This window comes from Deinococcus psychrotolerans, assembly GCF_003860465.1.
In the GTDB taxonomy this organism is placed as follows: domain Bacteria; phylum Deinococcota; class Deinococci; order Deinococcales; family Deinococcaceae; genus Deinococcus; species Deinococcus psychrotolerans.
The window spans coordinates 219,822-242,574 of sequence record NZ_CP034186.1 but is presented as its reverse complement, the minus strand read 5'-3'; the positions used below and the strand labels follow the sequence as shown (position 1 = coordinate 242,574).

20 protein-coding genes are annotated in these 22,753 nt (G+C 62.7%); 9 read left to right on the top strand and 11 right to left on the bottom strand.

Annotated features, from left to right (window positions below; translation table 11 throughout):
- Window positions 1-196 precede the first annotated feature (196 nt).
- Genes EHF33_RS19045 through EHF33_RS19020 form a run of 6 tightly spaced genes read left to right on the top strand, consistent with a single transcriptional unit; the run spans window position 197 to window position 6,718 of the window.
- Complete coding sequence (locus EHF33_RS19045; RefSeq protein ID WP_124875178.1) at window positions 197-1,363, top strand: M24 family metallopeptidase; 1,167 nt, start codon at window positions 197-199, stop codon at window positions 1,361-1,363.
- 50 nt (window positions 1,364-1,413) lie between these two features.
- Complete coding sequence (locus tag EHF33_RS19040; protein WP_124875176.1) at window positions 1,414-3,048, top strand: ABC transporter substrate-binding protein; 1,635 nt, start codon at window positions 1,414-1,416, stop codon at window positions 3,046-3,048.
- Between the two features lie 4 nt (window positions 3,049-3,052).
- Window positions 3,053-4,018 carry an ABC transporter permease gene (locus EHF33_RS19035; protein WP_124875174.1) on the top strand — a complete coding sequence of 322 codons (966 nt, stop codon included), beginning with the start codon at window positions 3,053-3,055 and terminating at the stop codon, window positions 4,016-4,018.
- Window positions 4,015-4,902, top strand: coding sequence for an ABC transporter permease (locus EHF33_RS19030; protein ID WP_124875172.1), 888 nt, complete (start codon window positions 4,015-4,017; stop codon window positions 4,900-4,902). Before EHF33_RS19035 ends, EHF33_RS19030 begins: the two co-directional genes overlap by 4 nt.
- Complete coding sequence (locus EHF33_RS19025) at window positions 4,892-5,467, top strand: helix-turn-helix domain-containing protein (protein WP_124875170.1); 576 nt, start codon at window positions 4,892-4,894, stop codon at window positions 5,465-5,467. The genes EHF33_RS19030 and EHF33_RS19025 overlap by 11 nt, the downstream gene beginning before the upstream one ends.
- A 24-nt stretch (window positions 5,468-5,491) precedes the next feature.
- On the top strand, window positions 5,492-6,718 hold the full coding sequence (locus tag EHF33_RS19020; protein ID WP_124875168.1) for an aminopeptidase: 1,227 nt from the start codon (window positions 5,492-5,494) through the stop codon (window positions 6,716-6,718).
- Window positions 6,719-6,773: 55 nt separating this feature from the next.
- Here the strand turns inward: EHF33_RS19020 and EHF33_RS19015 are convergent, their stop codons facing one another.
- The 11 genes from EHF33_RS19015 to EHF33_RS18965 form a co-directional block, all read right to left on the bottom strand.
- A complete protein-coding gene (locus EHF33_RS19015; protein WP_124875166.1) occupies window positions 6,774-7,196 on the bottom strand; it encodes a RidA family protein in 423 nt (140 codons plus the stop codon).
- A gap of 14 nt (window positions 7,197-7,210) precedes the next feature.
- Window positions 7,211-8,851 (bottom strand): thiamine pyrophosphate-binding protein, encoded by a 1,641-nt coding sequence (locus tag EHF33_RS19010; RefSeq protein ID WP_124875164.1) that lies wholly within the window; start codon window positions 8,849-8,851, stop codon window positions 7,211-7,213.
- Window positions 8,848-9,624 (bottom strand): cyclase family protein, encoded by a 777-nt coding sequence (locus tag EHF33_RS19005; protein WP_124875162.1) that lies wholly within the window; start codon window positions 9,622-9,624, stop codon window positions 8,848-8,850. The genes EHF33_RS19010 and EHF33_RS19005 overlap by 4 nt, the downstream gene beginning before the upstream one ends.
- Window positions 9,625-9,654: 30 nt before the next feature.
- Window positions 9,655-11,268 (bottom strand): AMP-binding protein, encoded by a 1,614-nt coding sequence (locus tag EHF33_RS19000; RefSeq protein WP_124875160.1) that lies wholly within the window; start codon window positions 11,266-11,268, stop codon window positions 9,655-9,657.
- A complete protein-coding gene (locus tag EHF33_RS18995) occupies window positions 11,265-12,458 on the bottom strand; it encodes an acyl-CoA dehydrogenase family protein (RefSeq protein ID WP_124875158.1) in 1,194 nt (397 codons plus the stop codon). The genes EHF33_RS19000 and EHF33_RS18995 overlap by 4 nt, the downstream gene beginning before the upstream one ends.
- A 2-nt stretch (window positions 12,459-12,460) precedes the next feature.
- Window positions 12,461-13,318, bottom strand: a complete 858-nt coding sequence (locus EHF33_RS18990) for an enoyl-CoA hydratase family protein (RefSeq protein ID WP_124875156.1) — start codon at window positions 13,316-13,318, stop codon at window positions 12,461-12,463.
- Window position 13,319: 1 nt separating this feature from the next.
- Window positions 13,320-13,832, bottom strand: a complete 513-nt coding sequence (locus EHF33_RS18985) for a MarR family winged helix-turn-helix transcriptional regulator (RefSeq protein WP_124875154.1) — start codon at window positions 13,830-13,832, stop codon at window positions 13,320-13,322.
- Window positions 13,829-14,605: an SDR family NAD(P)-dependent oxidoreductase gene (locus EHF33_RS18980; RefSeq protein ID WP_124875152.1), complete on the bottom strand. Its 777-nt coding sequence runs from the start codon at window positions 14,603-14,605 to the stop codon at window positions 13,829-13,831. The genes EHF33_RS18985 and EHF33_RS18980 overlap by 4 nt, the downstream gene beginning before the upstream one ends.
- Entirely contained in the window at window positions 14,602-16,998 is a 2,397-nt protein-coding gene (locus tag EHF33_RS18975; RefSeq protein ID WP_124875150.1) for a bifunctional salicylyl-CoA 5-hydroxylase/oxidoreductase, read from the bottom strand. Before EHF33_RS18975 ends, EHF33_RS18980 begins: the two co-directional genes overlap by 4 nt.
- Window positions 16,999-17,887: 889 nt before the next feature.
- Window positions 17,888-18,073: a transposase gene (locus tag EHF33_RS22045; RefSeq protein WP_124875148.1), complete on the bottom strand. Its 186-nt coding sequence runs from the start codon at window positions 18,071-18,073 to the stop codon at window positions 17,888-17,890.
- Window positions 18,074-18,167: 94 nt separating this feature from the next.
- Window positions 18,168-19,253, bottom strand: coding sequence for an alpha/beta fold hydrolase (locus EHF33_RS18965; protein WP_124875146.1), 1,086 nt, complete (start codon window positions 19,251-19,253; stop codon window positions 18,168-18,170).
- Window positions 19,254-19,374: 121 nt separating this feature from the next.
- Here EHF33_RS18965 and EHF33_RS18960 point away from each other — a divergent pair, with 121 nt between their 5' ends.
- The 3 genes from EHF33_RS18960 to EHF33_RS18950 all read left to right on the top strand — a co-directional run bounded on the left by EHF33_RS18960 (window position 19,375) and on the right by EHF33_RS18950 (window position 22,721).
- Window positions 19,375-20,535: an ABC transporter substrate-binding protein gene (locus EHF33_RS18960; RefSeq protein WP_124875144.1), complete on the top strand. Its 1,161-nt coding sequence runs from the start codon at window positions 19,375-19,377 to the stop codon at window positions 20,533-20,535.
- A gap of 209 nt (window positions 20,536-20,744) precedes the next feature.
- Window positions 20,745-21,794, top strand: a complete 1,050-nt coding sequence (locus tag EHF33_RS18955; RefSeq protein ID WP_124875142.1) for an alpha/beta fold hydrolase — start codon at window positions 20,745-20,747, stop codon at window positions 21,792-21,794.
- 66 nt (window positions 21,795-21,860) lie between these two features.
- On the top strand, window positions 21,861-22,721 hold the full coding sequence (locus tag EHF33_RS18950) for a branched-chain amino acid ABC transporter permease (RefSeq protein WP_124875140.1): 861 nt from the start codon (window positions 21,861-21,863) through the stop codon (window positions 22,719-22,721).
- The last annotated feature ends 32 nt before the right edge of the window (window positions 22,722-22,753 follow it).

Below are 22,753 nucleotides of genomic sequence, written 5' to 3'. Positions count from 1 at the left end.
AGGAGCTGAGAGTCGCTGCGTCAATTTGTTGAACAAAGTTCAATCAAGTTAAGCTTATTCTAGACACTAAGGGTGAGACCAGAGTCTCCTTGCAGGCCAATCAAGTCTCGGCAAAGTTCAATATCTTGACTCTGATTGGAACATTGTGGTATTACTGACCAATTCGAGTTCCGGTAAAAATTTGCGCGGAGGTGGAATGTCCAAGCTAGGCGAAGAGAAAGCGCGGCAAGCGGCGCAGCAGGTGCGGCCCGAAGAAGTCTGGCTCTTTATCACTCAGGAAGGCAGTGATTCCAGCGTTCCACTGGTATTCGACACCCAGTCCGTCGGCAAAGCGGCTTTTATCATTCACGCCAGCGGCCCTAAAGCGCTGGTCTCCCGGATTGACGCTGGACATTTCGAGCAGCACGCCGAGTACCTGGAAATACGCGAGTACACCACTTCGTTTGACGAGGCGCTGACCACCTGGCTACGAGAACTGCGTCCCCAGAGGGTGCTGCTTAATTTCAGCGAACACGACATCCGCTGCGATAACCTGACGCACGGGCAATACCTGGCCGCCGAGCGTCTACTTCAGGCAGCCCTGCCGGGGGTTACTCTCGTCAGCAGCGAGGAGCAGCTCAGCCGGGTGCGGGCCATCAAAACGCCCGAGGAGTTGCGCCGCCTTCAGAGCGCCATCGACAAGACCATTTTGATGTATGACCGCCTGCTGCCCACAATTCGTGCTGGACAGACCGAGCGCGAGATTCAGGCCCGCATGAACGCGCTGGCCGCTGAACTGGGAACGGTGCCGGATCAGGGCGATTTCGGCGGGCCGCTGGTACTGATCAACCGCATGGGCATGTCGCACCGGGGGCCGACAGACGAGCCGCTGGTGCCGGGTGATCTGCTGATTCTGGATACGGCGCTGGAAGTGCAGGGCTACTTCTCGGATATTGCCCGGACGATCTACCTTCTCAAAGACGGCGAGAATCAGCCACCCGAAAAAGAGCAGCGGGTCTTTGGAGCCATTTACGGAGCGATTGACGCCGCCTTCGCCGCCATGCAGCCAGGCGTGGCGGGGTTTGAGGTCGACGCCGCTGCCCGCCAGCACCTGCTCAGTCAGGGGTATCCAGAAATTCAGCATTCTACCGGCCACCAGATCGGACGTCACGTCCACGACGGCGGCGCAGTCCTGGGGCCGCGCTGGGACGCCAAGCGCCGCGCTCCCACCCTCAAACTCGAAGCAGGCATGGTCTTTACCCTGGAACCCACCGTCTTGATGAGTCCCGAACCCAGCATGATCGTCGAAGAAAACGTCTTGGTGACTGCCAGCGGCCCAAAGTATCTCAATCCGCGCCAGGATCAGCTCTGGACGGCCCGCTAACCTCTCCTCTTTCCCTTTCCCTGCCCACAACCCTGCCCAGGAGGCCCACGATGCGTACTCTCTTTACTCTTTCCGCTGCCCTGCTGCTCACCGGCGCTCTCGCTCAGGGCAACACCTGCCCCAAGGTGGGCGGCACCGCGACCATCGCTCAGAACAGTGAGCCGGGCAACCTCAACCCGCTGATCTTTCCCACCACCTACGACACCAACATCGAGGAACTGGTCTTCAATGCTCTGGTCAAGCCCACCGCTGACCTGAACTATCAAGGTGATCTGGCAAAGTCGTGGACATTCTCGCCGGACAAAAAGACCATCACCTTTAAGCTCAACCCCGGCATCAAGTGGTCGGACGGGCAGCCGCTCACCGCTCAGGATGTGGCCTTTACCCTGACGGCGATTGCCAGTCCCAAATACAACGGCGGGGCCTTCAGCCAGGTCGAAATCCTCAGCGGCGCAGACGCCTACCATGACGGCAAAGCCAGCAAGGTCAGCGGCATCAACGTGATCAACCCGACCACCATTGCCCTGACGACTGACAAGGTCTACGCGCCGATTCTGGCGACGATGGCCGGGATCATGATCTTGCCCGAGCATATCTACGGCAAGATTCCGGTTGAGAACTGGCAGAAAGACGCCACCAACCGCAGCCCCGTCGGCAGCGGTCCCTTCGTGTTCAAGCAGTACCGCAGCGGCGAGCTGATCGAGCTGGCCGCCAACAAAAACTACTTCGCCGGGCGGCCCTGCTTGGACCGCTTGATCGTCCGCTTTGGAGACGCCAACACCATGCTGGCCGCCCTGGTCAACGGCGAAGTGGACGCCGCGCCGGTTCCTGTGCCGAGCGTGGCCAGCGTCAAGGCCAATCCCAAAGTCAAACTCACGACGGTCAATCAACTGAACTTCGATTATGTGGGCACCAACCTGCGTAACCCCATTTTGGCGGAGCAGGCGGTCAGAACGGCGATGGCCTACGCCATCAACCGCAAGGCCATCGTCACCGGCCTCATGTCCGGCTACGGAAACGTCGTGGACACCCTTTTCCCCAAGTCACACTGGGCTTACCCGACCAGCGTCAAACCCATCCCTTATGACCCGGCGCTGGCCCAGAAAACCCTGGACGATGCTGGCTGGAAGATGAGCGGCGGTGTGCGCAGCAAAGGCGGCAAGACCCTGAAATTCCGTCTCTTCTACACCACCGGCAATCCGGTGCGCGAGCGCGGCGCGGCGCTGATTCAGGCCAACCTGCGCCAGGTCGGTATTCAGGTGGATTTGCAGAGCATGGATTTTCCCACACTGGTCACTTACCTGCTGCCCAAAGATGGCCAGAGCAAGCCGCGTGCCGTGAACGCGGGCGACTTTGATCTGTTTATCCTGGGCTTCGGGATTGAACGCGATCCCAGCGAGTACCTGTCGTACTTCACGGCTGACGGTCAGCCGCCCAACGGCTATAACTTCACCGGCTACACCGACCCGGCGGGCGGCAACCTGCTGATGAAGGGACAGGAAACGGTCAATCAGACCGCCAGAAAGTCGCTCTACAACCAGTTTGGTGTGCTGATGCGCGACCAGCTGCCCTGGATTCCGCTGACCCAGGCCCAGGCCCTCTACGGCAACCAGACCCGCCTGCACAACTTCGCGCCGGACATCCGGGGTGTGAACGTCAACGTGATGAAATGGTGGGTTCAGTAAAACCGTGCTGCCGTTTATCGCCCGGCGCTCACTTCAAGGGTTCGTCTTACTGATTCTGGTTTCGTTCATCAGTTTTGCCGTCATGAATCTGGCTCCCGGCAACGCCATGCAGACTTTTATCAATCCGCGCATGAGTCCGCAGGAGATCACGCGGGCTGAGAACGCTCTGGGCATCAACAAGCCGATTCCGGTGCAGTACCTGAGCTGGATTTCGAACGTGGCACGCGGCAATTTCGGTTACTCCATCCGCAACGGCCAGAGCGTCTCCGCCCTGCTGCTGCAACGCGCCTGGCCGACGCTGCTGCTGACGCTGACCTCGTTCGTGCTGATCGTTGCCATCGCGCTATGGATCGGGATTGCCAGCGCGGCCAGGCCGTATTCCTGGATCGACTACTTCAGCACGACGCTGGTGTTCGGGGGCATCAGCATTCCCAGCTTCTTCCTTGGTCTGGCCCTGATCTATTTCTTCTCGGTGCGGCTGGGCTGGGTGCCGACCTCCGGCTACGAAAACTACAGCGCCGATCATCAGGGCTGGGCACTCTTCGTCGACCGACTGTGGCACATGATCTTGCCGGTGTGCGTGCTGACCTTCACCGGCATCGCCGGGATTTTGCGGCACGTCCGCAGTTCGGTCAGTGAGGCGCTGCGCCAGGATTACATCCGCACTGCCCGCAGCAAGGGCGTCAGCGAGCGCAATATTCTGGTCAAACATGCCCTGCGCAACGGCCTGATTCCGGTGGTGACGCTGCTGGGCCTGTCCCTGCCTGCCTTCTTTGCTGGCTCAGTCATTACCGAGACCATCTTCGCCTGGCCGGGCATGGGCCGTCTGCTGGTCGATTCGGTGTTTTCCCGTGATTATCCGGTGTCGATGGCGATCAACACCATTACAGCGGTGCTGGTGGTGCTGGGCAGTTTGCTGGCTGATCTGCTCTACGGCTTTATCGACCCGCGTATTCGGTTCGAGTCGTGAGCGCCGCGCCGATCTCGCCGGGGCGTTCGCGCCCTTCAGGCCGGATGTTTGGCCGCTTCACCCGCCACCGCTTGGCCTTCGTCAGCTTGCTGGTGCTGGCCGTCTTGGTGCTGGTCGGGGTGTTCGCGCCGCTGCTGGCTCCTTACGATCCCTACAATCTGGCGACCAGCACCAGCGGCAATATTCTGTTTGCCAGTCCGCCCAGCCGCGAATTCTGGCTGGGCACCGACGCGCTGGGACGCGATGTCCTCTCACGTTTGATCTTCGGCACGCGGGTATCACTCACCATCGGCATCAGCGCGGCGGCGCTGGCACTGGTAATCGGCGTGGTGCTGGGCGTCATCGCTGGCTTCCGGGGCCACCTGACCGACACGCTGCTGTCGCGCTTCACCGACGCGGTGGCCGCCTTCCCCAGCTTATTTCTGATTCTCACGGTGTCGAGTTTTGTCAAACCGAGCTTGATCACCACCGTGGCGATCATCGGTTTACTGAGCTGGGTGCCCACCTACCGCTTGATGCGCGGCGAAACGCTCAAGCTGCGCCATCTGGATTATGTGGAAGCGGCGGGCGCGCTGGGCGCGGGCGATCCCCGGCTGATGTTCCGGCATATCCTGCCCAACGCCGCCGCGCCGATCATCGTGCAGACCACGCTGGGGGTGGCCGACGCCATCTTGACCGAAAGCGCACTGTCGTTTCTGGGTCTGGGTGTGCAGCAGCCGGTGGCTTCCTGGGGCAACATGCTCGCCGACGCCCGCACCATCACGGTGTTGCAATCTCAGCCGTGGCTGTGGCTGCCTCCCGGCCTGGCGATTTTGGTGACATTGCTGGCCATCAACTTTCTGGGCGACGGCCTGCGTGATACATTCAACCCCCGTGAAAGGTGACGCGCCTCCAACCCGCTCGCGACTGGGTGAGCGGCTGCGGGCGCTCCGGCAGGCCCGTGGCATGACCCTGCAACAGCTCGCCGACGCCTCGAAATGCTCGCGCAGTTTTCTGAGCATGCTTGAGCGTGGCCAGACTGATGTCTCGGCGACCTTGCTGCAACGCCTGGCCGCCGCATTTCAGTTGAGCGCCGCCGACCTGTTGCCTGACGAGGCCCGCAGCGACATTCTGAAAGTGGTGCGGCGCGGCGAAGCGCCCCGGAGTGTCCAGTTGGGGCCAGGCGTGCAGGTGCAGGTGCTGTTCACCGATCTGCTCCAGAAAATTCAGCCGGTCTTGCTCAGCCTCGAACCCGGCAGTGAGCAGCGCAACGACGTTGGTCACGCGGGCGAAGAGTTTATTTATGTTCTGGATGGTGAAATTCAGTTGACCGTTCACCACTCCGCTCCCCGAACCCTGCGCACCGGTGACAGCGCTTATTATCCCAGCGCTCTGCCGCACTGCATCGGGAATGTCTCCAGCAGTGAGGCCCGCATCCTGACTATGAGTACGCCTCCCCGGTTGATCTGATCGCTCCCAACAAAGGTGCCCCGCATGTCTAATCAAGCGTTTTATGAGCGGTATGCCCGACTGGCTGTGCAGATGGCCGTGCCTATCCAAGCGGGCCAGCGGCTACTGATCGTCAGCCCGCCCGAAGTCTATGAACTGGCCCAGATGATCGCCGAGGCGGCTTACCAGGCGGGGGCCGCCGCCGCTGAAGTGCTCTACGAAGACGCCACCGTTCAGGAACTCCGGATTCGCTCGGCTTCGGCAGATCAACTCACGGTTTTTCCAGCTTGGATGGCGGCGGCCCTCACCGAGCACGCCCAAGCCGCGCAGCCGATTCTCACCCTGCACGCGGCGCACCTTCAAAGCGGCCCCGGCGGGCTGGGCAACCGGGTGGCCCTTGCCGCCGCCGCCCGCAATGCGGCGCTGGAAGAGTACGGAATGCGCCGTTCGCGGGTGCAGTTCAACTGGTCAGTGATGGCCGTGGCGACCCCGGCCTGGGCGCGTCACCTCTATCCTGAGGCTTCACCTGAAGTGGCGCTGGAGAACCTCTGGGCGACCCTCTCGCGTCTGTTGAGGCTCGATCAGCCGGATCCTTCAGCGGCCTGGCAAGAGCATGCCCAGCGGCTGACACAGCGGTGCGCCGCGCTCGACCAGCTGGAGATCGAATCGCTGCATTTCTCCGGCCCCGGTACAGACCTGGAGATTGGGTTGCCGACAGGCCACCAGTGGTTTGGCCCGTCGGTGAGCAGTGCGCTGGGAATTACCGGCATTCCCAACATGCCGACTGAGGAAGTCTCCACCTTGCCGCACCGCTTGCAGACCAACGGTCATGTCCAGATGACCCGGCCACTGATCATCAATGGCCAGCGCATCGACGACCTTGAACTCAGCTTTGAGGGTGGCCGGCTGAGCCACTGGCGCAGTTCCTCAGCTGGAGAAACACTTGAGCACCTGCTGGCCACCGATGAGGGAGCGCTCCGGCTCGGTGAAGTGGCGCTCGTCAGCGAGGAGAGCCTGGTGGCCCGTGAACACAAAGTATTTTACAGCACCCTCATTGACGAGAATGCCTCGTGTCATCTGGCGCTGGGCCGGGCTTACCCGGTCACGCTGAAAGGCGGAGGCGACCTATCCGCTGCCGAATTTGAAGCGGCTGGGGGCAATCACAGCCGTGTCCATCTGGATTTCATGGTGGGGTCGCCTGAGTTGCAAGTCACGGCCAGGACGCGCGGCGGCGGCGAGGTGGTCATCATGCGTTCAGGAAAGTGGGTCTGATCGCCACAGGCGCGGGTCAGAGCTGCTGCCTATCGTCTCCAAACCTTCTCCGTCTTTAATCCTCGGCATTCTCCGGAATGACCGCCAGCCCCTCGATTTCGACTTTGGCCCGGTCTTCCATCAGGGCGCTGACCGCCACCACACTCATGGCCGGATAATGGCGGCCCAGCACCTCGCGGTAGACCGCGCCGATTTGCCGCTGCTGGGCGAGGTAAGCGGGCTTGTCGGTAATAAACCAGGTCAGGCGCACCAGATGCTCAGGGCCGCCCCCGGCCTCGGCAACCACCGCCAGCACGTTACGGAGGGCCTGCCGGGTCTGCTCCACGAAATCGTCGGTTTCAAAGACCTGCTGGCTGTTCCAGCCGATCATTCCGGCGGTAAACACCAGTCGGCCTCGCGCCGCAACGCCGTTAGCAAAGCCGCGTGGCTGCGCCCAACCGGGCGGCTGCAATACCTGAAGAGAATGAATGTCTGTCATGGCTCCTCCTTGACTCAATGACCCTTGAAGGCTTCTTGCAGCCACCACGCCCCGCCGTCCGAGGCGATCTTGGCGTCGATGACCAGCGGGCGCGGCGGCGCGGCGGCGAGCCAGTCGCGCACGGCGTTGAGATCGTCCAGCGTCCGCACTGTCACTCCATCGGCTCCGAATCCACGTCCCAGCGCGGCCAGATCGGTGTCGGGGAAGCGGACAGCGGCGTGATCGTCGTTCACGAAGTGATGCACCTCCGCGCCGTAAGCAGCGTCGTTGTAGATGATGCACACCAGCGGCAACTTGAGTCGCACCGCCGTTTCCAGCTCGCTGATGGCCATCAGAAAGCCGCCGTCGCCGCTGCCCAGCACGGGTAAGCGCCCCGGCTGGGCCAGCGCTGCGCCTATGGCACTCCCCAGCCCCAGGCCGATACTCTGAAACGCCTGGGTAAAACAGAAGCCGAATTCGTCTGGCACCGACAGGTACGTGCTGGGGTAACCCATGAAATTGCCGGAATCAATCGAAACGACGCGCTCTCTGGGCAGCAGATCATCCAGGGCGCGGCTCAGCACCCGTGGGTCAATGCGCTCATGGGTTGAGAGATCGAGCGTCGGAGTGTCTCGCCACAGGGAGCACTGGGCTATCGCCTCTGCGACCTGCGGCGTGCGGTATTTCATAACGGGGCCTTGACCGTGCCACACGCTCAGCACGTCGTCGGCGGTCTGGGCGCAGTCGCCGCGCACGCCCAGCGTGATGGGCCGGTTGCTGCCCAGCGCCGCGTCTTCCACATCCACCTGCACCACTTTGGTTTCGGGGCCGATCAATTGCCCGTGCCGCATCGTCCACATGTTGAGAGTGCAGCCCCAGGCCACGATCAGGTCGGCGTCCCGAATCAGCTCGGCACTCAGCGGTGAGGAAAAGCCGCCGGAAATGCCCAGGTTGAACGCGTCACCCGCAAACAGGCCGTGCGCCACCGCTGAGGTTGCCAGCAGCGCCCCGCACTGTGCAGCCAGCGCCTTCAACTCGGCTTTGGCGTGCCTTGCCCCGCGTCCCGCCACGAAGACCGGACGCTCAGCAGCTGAAAGTAGCTCGACCAGCGCCGAAACCGAGGCCGCATCAGGCCGAATCGCTTGCGCGGGCGGCAAGCTCAAGTCAGCCTCATGAAACGGGGACGCTTCGGCAGCCTGCACATCCAGTGGCACCGACAGCACCACCGTGCGCCGCTCGTGGACGGCAGTGCGGTAGGCCCGAACCGTGTCGGCCACCGCGCTGGCGGGCGAGTAGACCCGCTCGGCCACCGCGCCGATGCTGCGGGCCAGTCCGTCTTGGTCGATACGAAAATTGGAGCGCACTGCTCCCGCCTGGGTGTCGGCGGTCACAGCCAGCAGTGGTGTGCGACTCTTGGCCGCCTCGGTCAGGCCAGTCACCGCGTTGGTCAGCCCGCAGCCCTGGTGGGTCGTGAGCACCGCGAGCTGGCCCGACATCCGGGCGTAGGCGTCGGCCATGCTTGCCGCGCCGCCCTCGTGCCGGGCCGCCGTGAACGGCACGCCGCCGCGCCGCAGGGCATTGGTCAGATGGAAATTGCCGCTGCCCACCACTCCAAAGGCGTGGCCGACGCCCAACTGCGCCAGGGTCTGGCCTACCGCCTCGGCCACCGTCGTCATGCGCTCTCGACGAGGGCGTAGACCCGCGCCGGGCTGCCGGTGCCGCCCACGATTGGTAGCGGCGCAACCACCAGCACCGCGCCGGAAGCGGGCAACTGATCCAGGTTGATCAGCGAGGTCAGGCCGTAGCGGTCGTTGCCCAGCAGGTAGTGGTGCATCGGAAACCCAGGCTCGAAGCCGCCCGCCGCGCCCGCGTCGATGCCCACTGTCTCGACTCCGAAGCCGGAGACGGCGGGATGCTCGGCCATCCAGCGTGCACAGGCCACCGAGGGTCCGGGGGTGTGCGGGCCGTTCTCGTCAGCGTTCAGAAAGCGCTGGGCGTCGGTGTTGCGCTCGCTCCAACCGGTTCGCAGCAGTACCCAGCAGTTGTGGGGCAGCGGGCCGTGCTGGGCTTCCCAGGCCTCAAAGTGTTCCGGTTCGAGCAGCACGTCGGGATTGGCAGCAGCCTCGGCGCTCAGGTCGATCACCACGGCTGGCCCGATCAGGCGCTCCGGTTCGATCTGATGCACCGCTTTGCCGTCTTTGCCGGTGATCCAGTGAATGGGGGCGTCCAAATGGGTGCCGGTGTGCTCGCCGAGCGTGATGTTGCTCCAAGCCCAGGCTGGCCCCGCCGCGTCAAAGGCGCTGATGGTCTCCATTTGGAAGGTCGCGGTGTTGGCAAACGGTTCGGGCAATTGCAGCACCGGGGTCTGCTCGCTCAGCGGCGCGGTCAGATCGACGATACGCAGGCGGCCAGTCGCCAACTCGGACACAACATTTTGCAGGGTGGTCATGCGGCTCTCCTTAAGTGTGAGGGTGGGCGGTCAGGCGGGACGGTCTTGACGAAGGGCGAAGCGTTGCAATTTGCCGGTGGCGGTCTTGGGCAGGTCGTCCCGGAACTCGATGAAGCGGGGGTACTTGTACGGCGCGATCTGGTTTTTGACGAACAGTTGCAATTCAATTTTGAGGGCTTCGCTGGCGGTTTGGTCTGGCGCAAGAACGATGAAGGCCCCCACCACCTGCCCGCGCAACTCGTCGGGCAGCCCGATGACGGCACATTCGGCCACCAATGGATGCCGCAGCAGCGCTTCCTCGACTTCCGGCGCGGCGATATTGTAGCCGCTGGAGACGATCATGTCGTCGCTGCGGGCCTGGTACTCGAAGTAGCCGTCCTCGGTCATCAGGTAAGTGTCTCCAGTGATGTTCCAGCCGTGCTGCACATAGTCGCGCTGGCGCTCATCGGCGAGGTAGCGGCACCCCACCGGCCCCTGCACGGCGAGGCGTCCAATTCTTCCCGGCGGCAGCGGCTGTCCGTCCTCGCCCAGCACACAGGCGCGGATGCCAGGCACAGCCTTCCCGGTCGCGCCGGGGCGGGCCTGATGCTCATCGGCACTGATAAAAATATGCAGCATCTCAGTCGCGCCGATGCCGTCGATCAGTTCAATCCCAGTGGCCTCGCGCCAGCGCAGGCGGGTCGCCGCCGGAAGCGCTTCGCCGGCCGAGACGCATTTCCGCAGCGATTGCAGACTATCCAAATTAGGCAGGGCTGCCATCATCCGGTAACTCGTGGGCGCAGTGGCGCAGATGGTGACCCCGAACTGCTCAATCGCAGCGGCCAGTTGCGGCGGCGAGCCGTGTTCGAGGAGAACCGCCGTTGCGCCCGCCCATACCGGAAACAGTAAGCAGGCACCCAACCCAAAGGTGAAAGCGAACGGAGCGCTGCCCACAAAAATATCGTCGGAGGTGGGCCGCAGAATATGACGGGCAAAGGTGTCGCAGACTGCCAGCAGATCACGGTGAAAATGCATACAGCCTTTGGGTTGTCCGGTGGTGCCGGAGGTGAAGGCAATCAGCGCCACGTCGTCTGCGGCAGTGTCCACGGCTTCAAAGCGTTCGGGTTTGCGGCGGGCCAGCTCTAGTAGCTCCCCGCCTTCGCCCTCAAAAATCTGAATCTGGCGCAGCGTGGTGGTGCTTAATGTTTCCCGCACTACAGCCACGCAGGAGGCGTCACACAGGGCATGTGAAATTTCAGCTTTGGCGATGACCTTGCCCAGCTCGGCGGCGCGGAGCAGCGGCATGGTGCTGACCGCGACGCCGCCTGCTTTGAGCACCGCGAACCAGCAGGCGGCCAGCATCGGTGTGTTGGGGCCGTGCAGCAGTACGCGGTTGCCGGGAATCAGTTGCATGTCGTCTCGCAGCACCGCTGCGATCTGGTTGGAGAGCACATCCAGTTCCCGGTAGGTCCACGACACGCCCTCCGCCAGCAGCGCGGGTTTGTCGGGCGGCGGCGTAGCTCTGGCCAGCAGCGCGGTGGCCGCGTTCAGGCGCTCGGGATACCGCACTTCCGGCAACTCAAAAATGAGGGTGGGCCACTGCTCCTCAGGCGGGAGATGATCGCGGGCGAAGGTGTCCTGATGGGCACTAGGCGTGAGGTTCACCTGGCTTCCTTGAGCAGTTCGCGGGCAATGATCAGCTGCTGAACTTCGCTGGCTCCTTCATAAATACGCAGCGCCCGAATCTCGCGGTAGAGCCGCTCCACCACGCCGCCCACCTGCACGCCCGCGCCGCCGTGAAGTTGCACGGCGATGTCGATGACTTTCTGGGCATCTTCGGTGGCAGTCAGCTTGGCCATCGCCGCCTCACGGGTCACCCCCTGGCCCTGATCGCGTTGCCAGGCGGCACGGTAGGTCAGCAGGGCGCTGCGGTCGATCCGGGTCGCCATCTCGGCCAGACTGGCCTGCGCCAGGGGCTGCTGCGAGAGCGTGCCGCCGAACATCTGGCGGGTGGTGGTGCGGTGAAGCGCTTCGCGCAGAGCCCGCCGGGCAAACCCCAGCGCCGCCGCCGCTACTGAGGTGCGGAAAATATCCAGCGTACGCATCGCCAGCTTGAAGCCCTGTCCCGCCTCGCCCAGCAGCGCTGAGGCAGGCAAGCGGCAATCCGTGAAGGTTAATGTCGCCAGTGGATGCGGCGCGGTAACGTGCAGGCGCTCGCTGATGGCCAGTCCGGGCGTCTGGGCGTCCACCACGAAGGCGCTGATGCCGCGTGCGCCGGGGGCCTCGCCGGTGCGGGCGAACACCACATAAAAGTCGGCGATGCCGCCGTTGCTGATCCAGGTCTTCTGGCCGTTGAGCGTGTAGCCGTCGCCTGCTCGGTCAGCGCTGAGCTGCACAGCCGCCGCGTCTGAACCGCTGCTCGGCTCGGTCAGCGCGAAGGCCGCGATCTTCTCGCCGCGTGCGACGGGCCCCAAGTACTTTTCTTTCTGGTCAAGGCGGCCCGCCAGCGTGATCGCGCCGCTGCCCAGACCCTGCATGGCGCACACGAAATCGGCCAGCCCGTCAAACTCGGCCAGCGTCTCGCGAATAAGACAAATCGCGCGGGTATCGATCACGTCCAGTGCCGCACCGTAGGCCGTGCCGCCCACCGAATAGCGCAGCCAGCCCGCCTCACCGAGTTGCTTGACCAGTTGGCGACAGGTCTGATCGGGGTCGTCGTGCGAGACGTGGCTGAGGTGCTCGGCGGCCCAGCCACGCAACTGCACAGCCAGCTCACGGTGGGTGGGTTCAAAAAACGGCCAGGCAAGGTGGGCCGGGGCTGAACCGGAAGACACGGATAAAGCTTGGTCGGTCATGCTCAGTCTCCCTGAAAGGTGGGCCGCTGCTTCTGGGCGAAGGCCTCGAAGGCACGGGTAAAATCACCGGTCATCATGCACAGCGCCTGGGCCTGCGCCTCAGCTTCAATAGCCTGATCCAGACTGAGATTCCACTCCTGCCACAGCATCTTCTTGGTCAGGGCGTGGGCGAAACTGGGGCCACCCGCAATCTCGCGGGCGAGTCTCAGCGCGGCGTCGTGCAGTTCGCCTTCGGGGTGCAGGGCATTGAAAAAGCCCCAGCTCAGGCCTTCCTCGGCGCTCATCTTGCGTCCCAGATACAGCAGCTCGCTGGCGCGGCCCTGCCCGATGATGCGCGGTAAAATGGCGCAGGCTCCCATGTCGCAGCCCGCCAGACCCACCCGATTAAACAGGAAGGCGGTGGCGGCACTCGGCGTGGCCAGACGCAAGTCGGCGGCCATCGCCAGAATCGCGCCTGCTCCGGCGCACACTCCGTCCACAGCGGCGATGATCGGCTGTGGGCAGGTTCGGATGGCCCGCACCAGATCGCCGGTCATCCGGGTGAAGTTGAGCAGGCTGGGCATTCCGGCTTCCACCAGCGGCCCGATAATCTCGAACACGTCGCCGCCCGAACAGAAATTGCCGCCCGCTCCGCGCAGCACCACCACCTTGACCTCAGTGGTGTGGTGTAGCGCCTGAAACAGGGAGCGCAACTCGGCGTAACTCTCAAAGGTGAGGGGATTCTTGCGCTCGGGGCGGTTGAGCGTCACCTGGGCCACACCGCCGTCCAATGTCCAGCCAAAGTGCTGCGGCGCGTACTCGGCCCAGATGGGCTGGTTGTCTGTAGGCAAACTGAGGAGCTTGGTGGGGCGCGAGTTCATATCAGCCTCCGGGTATTGATCTGCGGGTGTTGATCTGGGTCTTGATTTTGCCGAGGAGCTGAGAAAGGTGCTCCTGCTCCGGCCCGGAAAGTGCGTCTAAGAGTTGCACCACCCAGTCTTCATGGGTGCTGGCGACCTCACCGAAACGCTCTTGGCCCAGCCGGGTCAGTTGCAACGTGACGCCGCGCCGATCCGGGCCGCCGCACCGCTGCACCAGGCCTTCACGCTCAAGCTGATCGGCCAGTCGGGTGACGTTGCCGCGCGTGACCATCAAGCGGGCGCTGAGATCGCTCATTCGTAGGCCGTCGGGTTGGCGGGCCAGTTGCGCCAGCAAGTCGAAGCGCGGCAAGCTGATGTCCGAGTGCTGGCCCAGTCGGGCGCGGAGATCGGTTTCAATCAGGGTGGTGGTGGTCAGCAGGCGCAACCACAGCTTGATGGCCTGATGGTCGCCCTGGCTCAGTCGGGTTTCGTGGTCGGCAGGTGCGCCAGCTTGGCCAGTGATCCCGCCGGTCATCCGGTCATCACCTCGCCGCCCGCCACGGCCACCGCCTGCCCGGTAATCGAAGACGCCCCCGGACTGCACAGCCAAGCCACCGCGTCGGCCACCTCGCTCGGCTGCACCAGACGCCCCTGCGGGTTGCTGCGGGTCAGGCTGCCGAGCGCTTCCTCGGCGCTGCGTCCGGTGGTGCTGACGATCTTATCTAGCGCCCCGGCCAATAGCGGTGTGTCGGTGTAACCGGGGCAGACCGCGTTGACCGTCACGCCCCGCTGGGCCAGTTCCAGCGCCAGAGCGCGGGTCAGGCCGACGACGCCGTGCTTGGCCGCGACGTATGCCGAGACGTAGGCGTAGCCAATCAGCCCCGCCGTACTCGCCACGTTCACGACCCGGCCGCCGTGTGCGAGGAGGTCGGGCAGCGCGGCCCGGGTACACAGCCAGGTGCCGGTCAGATTGACATCGACCATCCGCCGCCACAGCTCCAAATCAGTCTTGAGGGCGGAAGCGCTGCTGGCCTGTCCGGCGTTGTTGATCAGGATGCGGATGGAGCCGGATGTTTGGCGGGCCGCTTCAAAAGCTGCGGTCACGCTGTTCTCGTCGGTCACGTCCAGTACCTCGAAGGCTGCGCCCAACTTCGCCGCCTGTACTTCGAGGCGGGCCAGATTGCGCCCCATCAAGGTAATTCGTGCTCCCTGGTGTGCGAGCCGCTCCGCTACCGCTGCGCCGATGCCGGAGCCGCCGCCCGTGACCACCGCATGCAGACCGCTCAGGGGCAGGCTCTCCCCGTTCATACGCCCCCCTCCAGTTCGGCCCTCAGGCGGCTGAGGCTGGCGGCCTGTCCGGTCTGCGCGGCACTCAGTTCCCGTTCGCGCTCCAGATTGCGCTCGAATTGCTGCTTGCCCAGAAAATACGGTTTGGGCCAGGGCTGCCCGGTGTAACCCAGCTTGGCGGCCTCATGCAGCGTCCAGAACGGGTCGGCCAGGTGTGGACGGCCCAGCGCACACAAGTCGGCGCGGCCCGAGGCGATGATGCTGTTGATGTGGTCAGCCTCAAAGATGTTACCCACGGCGATGGTCGGAATGCCCACCTCGTTGCGGACGCGGTCAGCAAAGGGGGTCTGGTACATCCGGCCATAAATGGGAGCCTCGGCTTTGCTGACCTGACCGCTGGAGCAGTCGATCATATCGGCTCCCGCCGCCTTGAAGTGCTGGGCGATCTCCACCGCGTCGTCCGGGGTGATGCCGCCCTCCACCCAGTCGTGGGCGCTGATCCTCACGCTGATGGGACGCTCGGTGGGCCACACCTCGCGCACGGCCCGGAACACCTCCAGCGGGTAGCGCAGACGGTTCGGCAAGCTGCCGCCGTAATCATCACTGCGCTGATTGGTCAGCGGCGAAATAAAGCTGCTGAGCAGGTAGCCGTGGGCGCAGTGCAGTTCCAGCCAATCGAAACCGGCGGCGGCGGCGCGGCGGGCAGCGTCCACGAAAGCCCCGCGCACCTCGTCCATCTCGCGGCGAGTGATCTCTGCGGCCACCTGACTGATGCCCGGCAGGTACTGCTGCGGGCTGGCCGAGCGCAGCGGCCAGTTGGGTTCGTCCGGCACATCGAGCGGCAGATCACCGCCGTCCCAGGCCCGCCGGGTGCTGCCTTTGGCTCCAGCGTGGCCGAGTTGAATGGCAACTTTGGCGGAGCTGCTGCCGTGAATGAACGTGACAATGCGCTGCCAGGCGAGTTGCTGCTCGTCGTTCCACAGCCCAGCGCACCCCGGCGTGATGCGGCCCTGCGGAGTGACGCAGGTCATCTCGGTGAAAATCAATCCCGCGCCGCCCAGCGCTCTGGCTCCCAGATGCACCAGATGAAAGTCGCCTGGCACACCCCCAACCGCCGAATACACCGCCATCGGACTCATCACGATGCGGTTACTGAGGTTGACGCCGCGCAGGCTGTAGGGCGTCAGCATCGGCGGCAGGGTGGTGGGCGGCCCGCCGGACTGCTGGGTCAGCCAGGTTTCGAGGGTGTTGAGATACGCGCCGTCGCGCTGGCGCAGGTTCTCGTGCGAGATGCGCTGCGAGCGGGTCAGCAAGCTGTAGGCAAACTGTTCCGGCGGCAACTGGGCGTAGCGGGCCACGTTTTCAAACCATTCGGTGGAGTTGCGGGCGGCGTTCTGGATTTTGAGGACTTCAGTGCCGCGCTCAGCGGTGTAGCGCTGCAAGGCATTTTCCAGCTTGTCCGTCTGGCGCAGCGCTCCCATTAGCGCGATGGCGTCTTCGAGAGCCAGTTTAGTGCCGCTGCCAATCGAGTAGTGGGCGGTGTGGGCAGCGTCGCCCATCAGCACTACTGGCACCTGTTTGCCGCCGTACTCACCCCAATGCACCCACTCCCGCGTTTTGATGCGTGGAAACTGGCTCCAGATATCGCTTCCCTGCAGGTGCGCCGCGTTGGAAATCAGCTTTTCGCCGCTGAGCACTTCACTAAACAGCTCTTCACAGAACTCGACGTTGGCCTGCTTGGACAGATCTTGTAAGCCCGAAGCTTCCCAGACGGCTTGCGGCGTCTCCACAATGAAGGTGCTCATCTGGTCGTCGAACTGGTAAATGTGCGCCTGAAACCAGCCGTGCGGCGTTTCCTGAAAGTCGAAGGTGAAGGCGTCGTATTTGGCCCGCGTGCCCAGCCACACGAAGCGGTTCTGGCGCATGTCGATGTCGGGCTGGTAGCTGGCCTGATAGAGCTGGCGCACCCGGCTGCCCATGCCGTCTGCGGCGATGACCAGATCCGGCGCGTACTCGCGGATGGTGGCCTCGATGTCTCTGACCTCATGGTCGAACACCAGCTTGACGCCCAGTTCGCGGCAGCGGTCTTGCAAGATATTGAGCAGCTTTTTGCGCCCAATCCCGATGAAGCCGTGACCGGTCGAGCGGCTGCGTGTGCCCCTGAAGCGGATTTCGATGTCCTCCCAGTGGTTGAAGGCCGCGTTGATGGTGTGGGCGCTCACCGGATCGGCGTCCATCAGGTTGCCCAGCGTCTGATCACTGAAGACTACGCCCCAGCCGAAGGTGTCGCCAGGGCGGTTGCGTTCCAGCAAGGTGATGTCAGCGTCCGGGCATTCTTTTTTGAGCAGCAGGGCGAAGTAAAGCCCCGCCGGGCCGCCGCCGAGAATCAGGGTTTGTACAGGAAAGGAAGACATCAGTCACCACCTCCGAAACTGCCCAAAAGTTGTTGATCGCCGAGTGTCGCTCGCCAGAAAGTTCATTTGTCAACTATTGACTTGTCAACGAGTATAAGAGCTGAGCGGCATGTACACAAGATGGTGGAACCAGACGCTGACTGGACTTCGCGTGGGTGAGTTTAAGCGGTTGTAACTTGGTGTTTAAAATCAGCGAGCATTTGGACATCCACCGTCGCATATCTCACCACTATCCAGGAAAACAGATTAAAGTCTGGAAAATCTATTCAAGCGATGAGTGGAGCCAGTTTTCGCCAGATGGTGAGGTAGGCGGCCAACTCGACGAATCCCAGATACAGCGCTTGATGCTTTTCCCAGCGCGTCTGAAACTATCTGAACTAAGCATCCCCAACTTCCACGACCCAACGTCTTGGTGGATGGCGGTCTGGGTCTGTTGGTGCAGGGAGCGGTGTTTCCTTTGACGATTTTTTCGGAATGTGCACGACGAAGCTAGCATCGCAGGTTAGGGTGCGACACGTTGGCGTGTCATATCCACGACCAATAAGCAGACGACGCTGTTCCTCAGCCAAAAGCTGAGGAACAGCGATGGTACCGGACTCCAGCACGTCTTTGAGCTTCTAACTGTCATAGCGATTGGCCCTACACACCATAACCGCTAACGGAATACCTTTGGCATCCATCAGGAGGGTGCGTTTACAACCAGCTTTGCCTCGGTCAGTTGGCTTGCTCCCCGTGGCTCCCTCGGCACCGGAAGCCCCTTTTTCCCAACGGCGCTTTGATAATTCTCTCGTCTGCGGCTTGCCACTCCCAATCGATGCCGAGTTCCTCGCCATATTCTTCGAGGATCACCGCCCACGCCCGTCTGAGTCAGCTATGCTTCACCCAAGCGCTAAAGCGCTCGTGAGCCGTAGAGACTGGAGCGCTGTGGGAGTTGACTCCGTTGACTGCCGGTGCGGGCCAACCAAATTAAACCGTTGAACATAGCACGGGCGTTCCGTGAGAGATGCCCAGACTTCTTGCACAGTTTATCGATGGCCAGGAGCGGCTCAAGGCGTGTCCAGAGGGCATCTGACACCTCCCAGAAGGTCTCTTATTCGTCAATCTGCGCTCGGTGAGGCTGTGTCGTCGTCATATCCTTTAGTCCACATATTTTCCAAATAGACTCGAAGTTAGGGATGCTGCAGGTATTCGGCAGCAGAGACTGGGTGAAGCGGCCTCACCGGAGTGTTCAGCAAAGCCTGCAACTGGCCAGCAAAAGCCGCCGTGCCATTGACGCAGCCCAAATGGCCATGCGAGGAGGCGAATTCCATGTGGGTGTGGTTTACGCCCGCTCCTGCCGAAGCCTGCGCGAAGGCCCGCATTTCGGCGGCAGGGAAGAACTGATCCACAGCAATATTCACGGTCAGCAGCCGCAACCCTGATCTGATCCAGCGGGCAAACAGTTCCGGGGAAGGAGCCACAGCTGCGAGGTTATGCGTTTCGATCAACCGGGCAAGATCTAAAATGTGTGACAGGCTGGCCGTTCCTGAGCGGGAAGACAGGTATCTGCTAAAATCGTCGTCACGGAACATCAATTCCATCCCGTCGGCACCCAGCCCGAAGAAGGTGATCAGGCGCAAAGCTTCATCCGGGCTGCCTGCCTGGGCGACCTGCCGCAGAAAGGGGGTGAAGGCGTCGCGCAGTGCCGGGCCGATCTGCGGACTGGTCGCCACCGCCATCACTCGCGGCGCAAGTTCGGGAGTGATGGCCGCCCACTGGAGCGCCTGCAATCCGCCCAGACTGGGGCCAACCACCGCGTGCCAGCGGGGCGCACCCAGCGCACGCATCAGCCCGAGCTGAGCGGCGTGCAGGTCGCCGAAATCCCAGGCCGGAAAACGAGGCCCCCAGAGTTGTCCGTCTGGGTGAGCGGTATCCGGCCCGGTGGTCACGATGCTGGGGTCATGGGCCTGCACGTTGGAGAGCGTATTCATGCAGATCACGAAAAAACGGTCTGTGTCCAGTGCCAGTCCTGGACCGATCAGCGCAGCCCACCAGCCGGGCGTGCCGTCTGGGTTAAGGCCCGCTGCACGCATGGTGCCGGTGTAGTAATGGCAGACCAGCACGGCGTTGTCACGCGCCGGGTTCAGTGTGCCCCACGACTGTGCGCCCAGTCTCAGCGGCACATCCACGCCTGCAAAAGTCGCCTGGGCCGAAAAAACCCACTCGCCTGGTTCTTTGCCTGCTTCCAGCTTTGCCGCCCGTAACGTATCGCTCATTAAGACAAGGGTAGGCGCAGGGCGTTACGGAGTGGTCACAGTAAAGAACGGAGCGGGTAACCGCTTGCCTCTGCATGGTTGTAACGCCCCCGTGACGCCACTCATTTAAACTGCCCATGTTATGAAAACTCTACTTCTGACGGGCATGCTGCTCGCGGTTTCCAGTGCGGGCGCGGTGAAAGTGGGCGTGTTGCTTCCCCTCTCGGGCGGAGGCAGCGTTTCGGGCCAGGCGGCCAAGAACGGTTACGAGCTGGCACTGGACGAGATAAACAAGGCCGGAGGCGTGCTGGGCAAGCCGCTGGAACTGGTTTACGGCGACGACGCCAGCGCCCCAGCCAAAGCCGTGCCGGAATTCGTCAAGCTGGTCACGGTGGACAAGGTGGACTTCATGGCGGGCGGCGTGAGCAGCGCGGTCAGCGTGGCGCTGTCGGGCCCGGCCAAGCAGTACAACACCTTCATGGCCTGGATCGGGGCGGCCGCCACCCCCGTTGAAGACGCGTTTGCCGACCACAAGTACTTCTTTCACTACCACCCTTGGTCCTATTACAATTTCGAGGCTATCTTGGGCTTCTTCAAGACCCTCAAGGTCAAGGAGGGAGCCAAGAATATCGCCATCGCCTACGAGGACGGCCCCTTCGGCAGCGCGGGGATCGACGCCACCGTGGACGCTTTCAAAAAAGCGGGATTTAATGTTGTTTTGGCTGAGAAGTTTAAGACGGGCAGCGGCAACTTCGGCCCGCTGGTCAGCAAGGCCAAGGCTGCCAAGCCCGATATTCTGTACTGGGTAGGCTACGACACCGACGCCTTGCCGCTGGCAACCGAGATCAAGCAGCAAAACCTCAAGCTGGGCCTGATCTACGGCACCCCGCCGAGCTGGCCGGTGGGATTCGAGAAAAATCCCCTCTCCAATGACATTGCGGGCCTGAGCTTATGGCTGCCCACCAGCCCCAATCGCGAGAGCCGCTTGTTTGTGAACGCCTACAAGAAAAAGTTCGGCAACGTGACCGAGGAATATTTTGCGCCGCTGGCCTACGTAAACCTCAAATCGCTGGCCGCCGCCATTAACAAAGCGGGCAGCGTGGACAAGGACGCAGTGGCCGCCGAACTGGCCAAGACCAACATGCGCTCGCCCTTCGGCACGCTGACCTTCAGCAAGAGCCTCAAAACCCAGTACCAGGGCTTTAAGGCGGGCAACTGGCTGCACTTCCAGTTCCTCGACGACGCCCGTGTACCGGTGTATCCGGTCAAGTTTACCAAAAAGGCTTTGGTGTGGAACAAGTAGGAATCTGAGGACGCACGGCGGCAGAGTGGAGCTGCGCCGGTTGCACGCACCACTCTGCCCCCTTGGAAAAGAGGCACGGACACTTTCTGCGCTTCTCAGCTCCCTTTCAAGTGGGGTTGGCCGCATGAGCGAACGGGCCGGAACAACTCCGCAGGAGAGGGGGTTCTCGAAGGAGCATCCCCTTGCCAGCCGAGGAACAGGGAGCCGACATGACACTCAATTCACGAACACTCCAGACCTCACGCCTGAAAACCGCTGTATTGGAACGCCCCGCGACGGGCGAGGCCAAACGGCGGCTTCTGCTGGTTCACGGCAACGTATCCGATGGTGAATTTTTCCGTGACCTGATAGAAGGTTTGCCAGACGATATTCACGTCGTCGCTCCCGATTTGCGCGGCTACGGCGACAGCGAGGCCAAGCCGATTGACGCCACGCGCGGCCTGAAGGACTGGTCTGACGATCTGCTGGCCCTGCTGGACGCGCTGGAATGGAAAGACGCACATCTGCTGGGCTGGAGCATGGGCGGCGGCGTGGTCATGCAGGTGGCGCTGAGCGCATCAGAGCGGGTCAAGTCGTTGACGCTGGTGGCCCCGGTCAGCCCCTACGGCTTCGGCGGCACGCACGGCGCGGACGGCACGCCCAACACGCCGGATTTTGCGGGTTCAGGCGGCGGGACGGTCAACGCGGCCTTTGTCCCATTGATCACTGCTGGAGATCGCTCGGACGCACCCGGCAGCCCGCGCGACGTGATGCGGAAGTTCTACTTCAACGCCGCACAATTTCAGCCAGACCCACAGAAGGAAGAAGCGTGGGTGTCGTCCATGCTTAAAACCCGCACTGGGAACGGTTTCTATCCCGGCGACATGACGACCAGCGAACACTGGCCGAATGTCGCGCCGGGGATTGCTGGGGTGGCGAACGCCTTCAGCTCCAAATACATGAACCTCTCGGCCTTCGCGGAGCTGACCCCGCCGCCGCCCGTGCTGTGGGTGCGTGGGGACGCTGACGCTATTGTGGGGGACACCAGCCTGTTCGATCTGGCCCAGCTTGGCGCACTGGGCGCAGTCCCCGGCTGGCCCGGAGCGGATGTCTGCCCGCCTCAGCCGATGATAACGCAGATGCGAACCGTGCTGGAACGTGGTGAAGTTAACGGTGGACGGTGGCGCGAGCTGGTGCTCCTCGGCGTGGGTCATTCACCGTTCATTGAAGCGCCGGACGAGTTCGGGGCAGCGTTTCTGAAACATCTGAACCAGAGTTAAAATCTGCACTTCCTTCTCCTTTCAAACACCAAGAAGCCAAATAAATCGTCACCTTACGGAGCTTGAATGGATCTCTTTTTACAAACCCTGCTTAATGGCATGTTGCAGAGCGGCATTTACGCGCTGGTGGCCTCCGGGCTGGCGCTGGCGGTGGGCGTGGTGGGCATCGTCAACTTCGCGCACGGCGAGTTCCTGATGATCGGGGCCTTCATGGCTTGGGCGGCCAGCGCTTTTCTGGGCATCGATCCGCTGCTGTCACTGCCTATCGTGGCGGTGGCGGTCTTCGGTGTGGGGGCGCTGACCTACCGCGTCAGCATCCGGCATGTGCTGCTGGCCCCAGAACTCAATCAAATGCTGCTGACCTTCGGGTTGGGCATCCTGCTGCAAAATCTGGCGCTGATGCTGCTGGGCGGCAACACACGCACCGTCACCACGCCGTATCAGGCCAGCAGTCTCAACATCGGCGAGCTGAGCATCGGCGGCCCCAAGGCCATCGCCTTCGGACTGGCGGTGGTTCTGCTGGGAGCGCTGTATTTCATGCTTTACCGCACGGTGCTGGGCCGCCAAATGCGGGCCGTGGCGCAAAACCGCCGGGGCGCACAATTGATCGGCATTCCGGTGGACCGCGTTTATCTGATCGCTTTCGGCGTGTCCTGCGGACTGGCGGCGGTGGCGGGCGTGCTGGTCAGCGTGCTGCTGTTCGCCTCTCCCACCGTGGGACTGGTCTTTGCCCTGAAGGCGTTTGCCATCATTGTGATGGCGGGGCTGGGCAACCTGACCGGCGTGCTGTGGGCCTCGGTGATTCTGGGTCTGTCTGAAGCACTGGTGCAGACCTACGTGCCCGGGGGCGGCGGCTGGAGCGACGCCGTGTTCTTCCTGATGATTTTCGGCACACTGGTCATTCGCTCGTTCAGGAAGGCGGCGTGAGGGCAGACCGCATAACGCCCGCTTCTAAACGG